Source organism: Microbacterium sp., from assembly GCF_035554235.1.
Lineage (GTDB): Bacteria > Actinomycetota > Actinomycetes > Actinomycetales > Microbacteriaceae > Microbacterium.
Genome location: NZ_DATMIO010000273.1, coordinates 1 through 6831 on the forward strand (window position 1 = coordinate 1; position 6831 = coordinate 6831).

General features: G+C 71.3%; 6 protein-coding genes and 1 pseudogene. 5 read left to right on the forward strand and 2 right to left on the reverse strand.

Features of this window, described 5'->3' with window-relative positions; genetic code table 11:
* Positions 1-699: oxidoreductase dimerization domain-containing protein (locus tag VNT50_RS13890; protein ID WP_325485704.1), on the forward strand; the 699-nt coding region annotated here is incomplete at its 5' end.
* A gap of 130 nt (positions 700-829) precedes the next feature.
* On the opposite strand, the gene VNT50_RS13895 is transcribed toward VNT50_RS13890, so the two are convergent.
* A complete protein-coding gene (locus VNT50_RS13895; RefSeq protein ID WP_325485705.1) occupies positions 830-2596 on the reverse strand; it encodes an acetyl/propionyl/methylcrotonyl-CoA carboxylase subunit alpha in 1767 nt (588 codons plus the stop codon).
* A 93-nt stretch (positions 2597-2689) separates the two neighbouring features.
* Positions 2690-3337: a Maf family protein gene (locus VNT50_RS13900; RefSeq protein ID WP_325485706.1), complete on the reverse strand. Its 648-nt coding sequence runs from the start codon at positions 3335-3337 to the stop codon at positions 2690-2692.
* 48 nt (positions 3338-3385) lie between these two features.
* On the opposite strand from VNT50_RS13900, the gene VNT50_RS13905 reads away from it, so the two are divergent.
* From VNT50_RS13905 to VNT50_RS13920, 4 genes and pseudogenes are all read left to right on the forward strand, one after another.
* A complete protein-coding gene (locus tag VNT50_RS13905) occupies positions 3386-4681 on the forward strand; it encodes a class I SAM-dependent RNA methyltransferase (RefSeq protein ID WP_325485707.1) in 1296 nt (431 codons plus the stop codon).
* A 13-nt stretch (positions 4682-4694) separates the two neighbouring features.
* A complete protein-coding gene (locus tag VNT50_RS13910; protein ID WP_325485708.1) occupies positions 4695-5360 on the forward strand; it encodes a response regulator transcription factor in 666 nt (221 codons plus the stop codon).
* On the forward strand, positions 5350-6597 hold the full coding sequence (locus VNT50_RS13915) for a sensor histidine kinase (protein ID WP_325485709.1): 1248 nt from the start codon (positions 5350-5352) through the stop codon (positions 6595-6597). The genes VNT50_RS13910 and VNT50_RS13915 overlap by 11 nt, the downstream gene beginning before the upstream one ends.
* A pseudogene (locus VNT50_RS13920) lies at positions 6597-6831 on the forward strand (hypothetical protein); the annotation flags it as partial. The gene VNT50_RS13915 and the pseudogene VNT50_RS13920, both read left to right, overlap by 1 nt.

Sequence of the window (6831 nt, forward strand, 5' to 3'; positions counted from 1 at the left end):
ACGGTGCTCTCCAAATCGCGGGCCGACAAGGTGGAGAACACCGGCGACGGCGTGCTCGTCACGCTGTCGGACGGGCGCACCGTGGAGGGCAGCCACTGCCTGATGGCCGTCGGCTCGATCCCGAACACCGCGGGGCTCGGCCTCGCGGAGGCCGGCGTGCAGATGACGGAGTCCGGCCACATCCAGGTGAACCGCGTCGCCCGCACGTCGGTTCCCAACATCTACGCTGCCGGCGACTGCACGACGTTCGTCCCGCTCGCCTCGGTGGCCTCGATGCAGGGCCGCACGGCCGTCTTCCACGCGATGGGCGATGTCGTCATCCCGCTCGAGCACCGCCGCATCACGGCCAACATCTTCACGGCCCCCGAGATCGCGACGATCGGCTGGTCGGAGCAGGACATCGAGGAGGGCGAGATCAACGGCGTCGTGCACAAGCTGCCGCTGGCCGCGAACCCCCGCGCCAAGATGATGGGCATCAAGGACGGCTTCGTCAAGATCCTCGCCCGCCAGGGCAGCGGCACCGTGATCGGCGGGGTCATCGTGGCGCCCCGCGCGTCCGAGCTGATCTACCCGATCGCCATCGCCGTCGACCGGCGCCTCACGGTCGACCAGCTCTCCCGGGTCTTCGCCGCGTACCCGTCGCTGACGGGCAGCATCACGGATGCCGCGCGCGCGATGCACATCGTCAACAACGCCTGACCACGGCATCCACGCCCCCGCGCTGGCGCCGCCGACGTCCCGGGGCGCGCCGCGATTCCCGACCCCTGCGCTCACTGGGCTGAAAGTGCGGGTGCGGGGCTGGCGGGCGTGCACTTTGCGCCGACTGAGCCTACGAGATCGTGAGGAGCTGGTGGCCGGCCGCGACGGTCGTGCCGGGCTCGGCGTTGATCGCGCCGATCACCCCGTCCTTGTGGGCCTGCAGCGGTTGCTCCATCTTCATGGCCTCGAGCACGACGACGAGGTCGCCCTTCACCACCTGCTGGCCCTCCTCGACGGCGACCTTGACGATCGTGGCCTGCATCGGCGACTTCACGGCATCGCCGGAGGCGCCCGCGGTCACCGTGGTCGCGTGGCTGCGGCGCGACGGCGGCACCGCAGCGGGCCGCCCGATCGTGGTCGGTGCCGCCACGATCCGGTCGGGCAGGCTCACCTCGAGGCGCTTGCCCGCGACCTCGACGACCACCGTGTGCCGCGCCTCGGCGGGCGCCGGGTCGCTGAGCTCGCCGTCCCACGGCGGGATGTCGTTGTCGAACTCCGTCTCGATCCATCGCGTGTAGACCCCGAAGTTGCCGTCCTCGGCGGTGAAGGCGGGATCGCGCACGACCTTGCGGTGGAAGGGCAGCACCGTCGGCAGACCCGCGACTTCGAACTCGTCGAGGGCGCGGCGACTGCGCTCGAGCGCCTCGGCGCGGTCGCGTCCGGTCACGATGATCTTCGCGAGGAGGGAGTCGAACGATCCGCTGACGGTGTCACCCGCGGTGACGCCCGAATCGAGGCGAGTGCCCGGGCCGCCGAATGTCTTGAAGACGTGGATCGGGCCGGGCTGGGGAAGAAACCCGCGCCCCGGATCCTCGCCGTTGATGCGGAACTCGATCGAGTGCCCGACGGGCACCGGGTCGTCGTAGTCGAGCAGGCCGCCCGCGGCGAGGCGGAACTGCTCGCGCACGAGGTCGACGCCGGTGACCTCCTCCGAGACGGGATGCTCGACCTGCAGGCGTGTGTTGACCTCGAGGAACGAGATCGTGCCGTCGGCGCCGATCAGGAACTCGCACGTGCCCGCGCCGGTGTACCCGACCTCGCGGAGGATGGCCTTCGATGACTCGTAGAGAAGGCGGTTCTGCTCCTCGGTGAGGAAGGGCGCGGGCGCCTCCTCCACGAGCTTCTGGTGCCGGCGCTGCAGGGAGCAGTCGCGCGTGGAGATCACGACGACGTTGCCCGCGGCATCCGCGAGGCACTGCGTCTCGACGTGACGCGGCTTGTCGAGGTACTTCTCGACGAAGCACTCGCCGCGACCGAAGGCGCTGATCGCCTCGCGTGTGGCGGACTCGAACATCTCGGCGATCTCGTCGTACTCGCGAGCCACCTTCAGGCCGCGCCCGCCACCGCCGTACGCGGCCTTGATCGCGATCGGCAGGCCAAACTCCTCGGCGAAGGCGAGGACTTCGTCGGCGCCCGCGACCGGGCCCGGAGTCCCCGGGGCCAGCGGCGCACCGACCTTCTCGGCGACGTGGCGGGCGGTGACCTTGTCACCGAGCGCCTCGATCGCCTCGGGCGACGGACCGATCCACGTGAGTCCGGCCCCGATCACCGCGCGGGCGAAACCCGCATTCTCCGCGAGGAACCCGTAGCCGGGGTGAACCGCGTCGGCCCCCGAACGCCGGGCGATCGAGAGGATCTTGTCGATCTGCAGGTAGGTCTCCGCGCTGGTGGAGCCCTCGAGGGCGTAGGCCTCGTCGGCGAGGCGCGCGTGCATCGCGTCGCGGTCCTGGTCGGCATACACGGCGACCGACCCGATACCCGAGTCGCGGGCGGCGCGGATGATGCGGACGGCGATCTCGCCGCGGTTCGCGATCAGGACCTTGGCGATTTCGGGCATGGAGGTCAGCCTACCGAGGCCAGGGACCGCGATTTTGAGTGGTCGCCACAAGATCACCGCCGAAACGTGTGCGGGTGTCTACGAGCGGCACGCCTACGAGCGATTCCACAGCTCGGGCCACGACGCACCCACCTCGCGCGCCAGCCGGCGCACCGTCGACAGCGACATCCCCACCACGGTCGACGGATCGCCGTCGACGCGGTCGATGAAGGGGCCTCCGAGGCTGTCGATCGTGAACGCGCCGGCGACGTGCAGCGGCTCGCCCGAGGCGACGTAGGCGTCGATCTCGTCGTCGCTGATGTCGGCGGCGAACGTGACGGATGCCTCGGCCACATCGTCCGCCTCGACCAGTTCCACGCCCGGCCGAACCCGGAACACGCTGTGGCCCGAATGCAGCACGCCGGTGCGCCCGCGCATCCCGCGCCACCGCTCGGCGGCCGCCTCCGGCGTGTACGGCTTGCCGTAGATCACCCCGTCGAGCTCGAACATCGAGTCCCCGCCGATCACGATCCCGTCGAAGCCTGCGCCCTCCGCGCCGATCCGGGTCGCGACATCCGCCGCCTTGCGACGCGCCAGGACGAGCACGTGCTCCGTCGGGGAGAGCGTGCGCCCGGTGTCGGCCTCGATCGCGGCGATGACCGCGTCCTCGTCGACATCCGGGGCCAGCGTGAGGGGCTCGATGCCCGCCTGACGCAGCAGCATGAGGCGGGCGGGCGACGTCGACGCGAGGCAGACCTGCATACCCTCACGGTAGCCGTGGAGGGCCCGCGCTGTGAAAGGCTCTGAGGCGTGACCTACCAACCCGACCCCACCCCGCCGGTCGCAGCGAGCCCGGGCGAGGCCATCGACCTCGACGTGACGAACGTCGCCCACGGCGGCGTGTTCGTCGGGCGGCACGAGGGGCGGGTCGTGTTCGTCCCCGACGCGATCCCCGGCGAGCGGGTGCGCGTGCGGCTGACGGATGTCGGCAAGAAGTCGTTCTGGCGCGGGGAGACCATGGAGGTGCTGGATGCCTCGCCCCACCGCCGCCCGCACATCTGGTCGCAGGCCGACGTCGACGTCCCGCCCGAGGACCGCCCCGGCGGGGCCGACTTCGGCCACATCGAACTCGCGCATCAGCGCACCCTCAAGCTCGAGGTGCTCTCCGATGCCCTCCGGCGATTCGGCGGCGTCGACATCCCCGTGGAGATCAGCCCCGCGGGAATCGGCGAGCAGGACTCTCCCGACGGCACCGGCTGGCGCACCCGCGTGAGCCTGCACGTCGACGAGCACGGCCGTGTCGGGCCGTTCGCGGCGCGCAGCCACACGGTCGTCCCCGTCGAGGACTACCCGCTCGCCACGGCCGGCGTGCAGCGCGCCGCCCTGCGCCGCACCGGCGGCAAGCCGGGCCGCATCGACCTGGTGCAGCCCGCGGACGGCCGCGTGCGCGTCATCCATCGCCCCGCCTCGGCGAAGACGGCTCCGCCGGAGAGCCGCGAGGTCGTCACGGAGCGCGTCGGGGAGCGGGAGTTCCGAGTGGATGCCGGGGGCTTCTGGCAGGTGCACCGGCTCGCCGCCGAGACCCTTGACAGCGCCGTGCGCACCGCGGTGGCCTCCGTCGCGCCCGACGGCCCGGATCCCGACGCGTGGCACCTCGATCTCTACGGCGGCGTCGGGCTGTTCGCCGCCGCCCTCGCCGAGCTCGGCGGCACGCGGGTGACTTCGGTCGAATCCGACGCACGCGCGACGGATCACGCGAGCGGCAACCTCGTGGAGTGGATCGCGGCACGCACCCTGACGGCCCGTGTCGACCGGTTCATCTCCGCGCTCGCGGCGGACGCCTCCGCTCGCGAACGCGAGCGCCTGAGCCGCGGCATCGTCGTGCTGGACCCACCACGCTCGGGCGCGGGCGGCGACGTCGTCCGGGGCCTCATCGGCCTCGGCCCGGCGGCCATCGTCTACGTCGCGTGCGACCCGGTCGCGCTCGCGAGGGATGTCGCGACCTTCCGCGAGGGAGGCTACGAGCTGGGCGGCGTGAGGGCGTTCGACCTCTTCCCGAACTCGCATCACGTCGAGGCCGTCGCGACGCTTACCCGCCGACCCTGACTAGGCTGACCACATGACGCGTGTGGCACTGATCGATGACCACGAGTCCGTTCGTCTCGGACTCGAGGCCGCCTGCGCGCGCGCCGGGTCGGTGGTCGTGTTCTCCGGTGCGGGGGTGAACGCCTACCTCGACTGGCGCGCATCCAGCAAGTCGCAGCCCGCCGACGTCGTCGTTCTCGACCTGACGCTGGGAGACGGCACGACCGTGACCGAGAATGTGCGTCGTGTCGTCGCCGACGGCTCGAGCGTCATCATCCACAGCGTCGCAGACCGCCCGGCCGCGGTGCGCGAGGCGCTCTCCGCCGGGGCCGCGGGGGTCGTGAGCAAGGCGTCGAAGATCGACGACGTGATCGGCGCCATCCGCACGGTCGCACACGGTGAGCCGCTCAACAACATCGAGTGGGCGAGTGCCGTCGAGGGCGACCGCGCCTTCGCCGATGCCCAGCTCTCCGCGCGGGAGCGCGACGTGCTGCGGCTGTATGCCGCGGGCCTGCCGCTCAAGATGGTCGCCGATCGGCTGGGCGTGGCGTACTCCACGGCGAAGGAGAACATCAACCGGGTGCGCGTCAAGTACGTCGAGGTCGGGCGCCCGGCGCCCACGAAGGTCGACCTGCTGAGGCGGGCGATGGAGGACGGCATTCTCGAGCAGTCCGAAGGGGACGCGCAGGGTGTCGACTGACACCGATCGCGCCGTGCTCGATGCGGCGTGGGGGCTGATTCCGCAGTCGCGGGAGAGCGATCCCGAACTCGGGCGCTTCACTCGCACACGCATCGAACGGATCATCACTCTTGCCGCGGCATTCGGCTGCGGAGCACTCGGTGCGCAGGCGTTCGTGGCGGGCCTCGGCGGGGGAGAAGGCTCGGCCGGCTGGCATGTCGCTCTCATGGTCGCGACGTTCGTCCCGCTGGCGGCGATGCTCGTGGCGTGCATCATCGGTCGGGGCGCCCGTGTGCTGGCCGCGGTCTTCGCGTCGCTGTATCTCGTGGCCCTGATTCTGTGGCCGATCGCATCGGCCGGTTCCGACCCCGAGCCCACCGGGCAGCCGTGGATCTGGTACCTCGTCAACGTCGCGACCGTCGCGGCGGTGATCGCCTTCCGGATGCCGCTGCAGCTGACGTGGCTTTTCGTGACGCCCCTGCTCTTCGGTGTTGTCCGGCTCATTCAGACAGGGTTCGCGCAGGACTTCTGGTTTCCGCTCGGTCTCGACGTCTCGTTCGCGCTGATCCTCGGGGGCGTCCTCCTCACTCTCGGCTGGGTGTTCCGCTCCGTTGCTGCGAACGTCGACGAGACGAGGGCCCGTGCGGTCGCGTCCTATGCGCGGGCGGCCGCCGCGGATGCCGCGGAGCAGGAGCGCATCGCCGTCGCGGGGCTGATGCACGACAGTGTGCTCGCCGCGCTCATCGCCGCGGAGCGCGCGTCATCGCCGCGCGAACGGGATCTCGCCGTGGCGATGGCGCGGGAGGCGCTCACGCGACTCGCGAACGCGGAGAGCGGCGGCGAAGAGGGCAGCGATGAACCCATCGCCCGGGCTCAGATCGCGGACAGCGTGGAGGCCGGCGCGCGGGATCTCGGGGTCGGCGTCGCCGTGGCCCGCATCGACATCGGCATGAGGCCCGTGGTGCCTGGGCGCGTCGCACGTGCGCTCGTGCTGGCGGCGACGCAGGCGATTGCGAACGCGGTGCAGCACGCGGATGGGGCGGGACTCGCGGTCAGCGTCGAGGGCCTCGGCGATACGGGTGTGCGCGTGCGGGTTCGCGATACCGGGCCTGGCGTGGACTTGAGCGCCATCCCGGAGGACCGTCTCGGCATCCGCGGCTCGATCTTCGCCCGGGTCGCCGCGGTAGGCGGAATCGCCGAGATCGACTCGGGGGGTCACGGCACCACCGTGACGATCGAATGGGCGGGGGAGTCCTGATGCTCAGCGTCCGGAGCGTGCTCGTCGGGCTCGGCGTGGCTTTCACGGCATACCTCGCCGCCCGTGGGCTGTGGGGCTGGACGCAGCCTCTCGAGCTGCCGATCGTGCTGTTCGTCGCGCTGGCGTTCTACCTCGTCACCACATGGCTGTGCCTCTTCGCGGTGCCCAAGGAGGCGGATCCGAAGCCCGGTGCGCACCCCGCCGTGCGCGGCCCCGCCGTCATGCCCGCATGGG

Coding starts and splice junctions, on each gene's coding strand:
- VNT50_RS13900 (WP_325485706.1), bottom strand. CDS start 3,337: ATGCAGGTCTGCCTCGCGTCGACGTCGCCCGCCCGCCTCATGCTGCTG.
- VNT50_RS13895 (WP_325485705.1), bottom strand. CDS start 2,596: ATGCCCGAAATCGCCAAGGTCCTGATCGCGAACCGCGGCGAGATCGCC.
- VNT50_RS13910 (WP_325485708.1), top strand. CDS start 4,695: ATGACGCGTGTGGCACTGATCGATGACCACGAGTCCGTTCGTCTCGGA.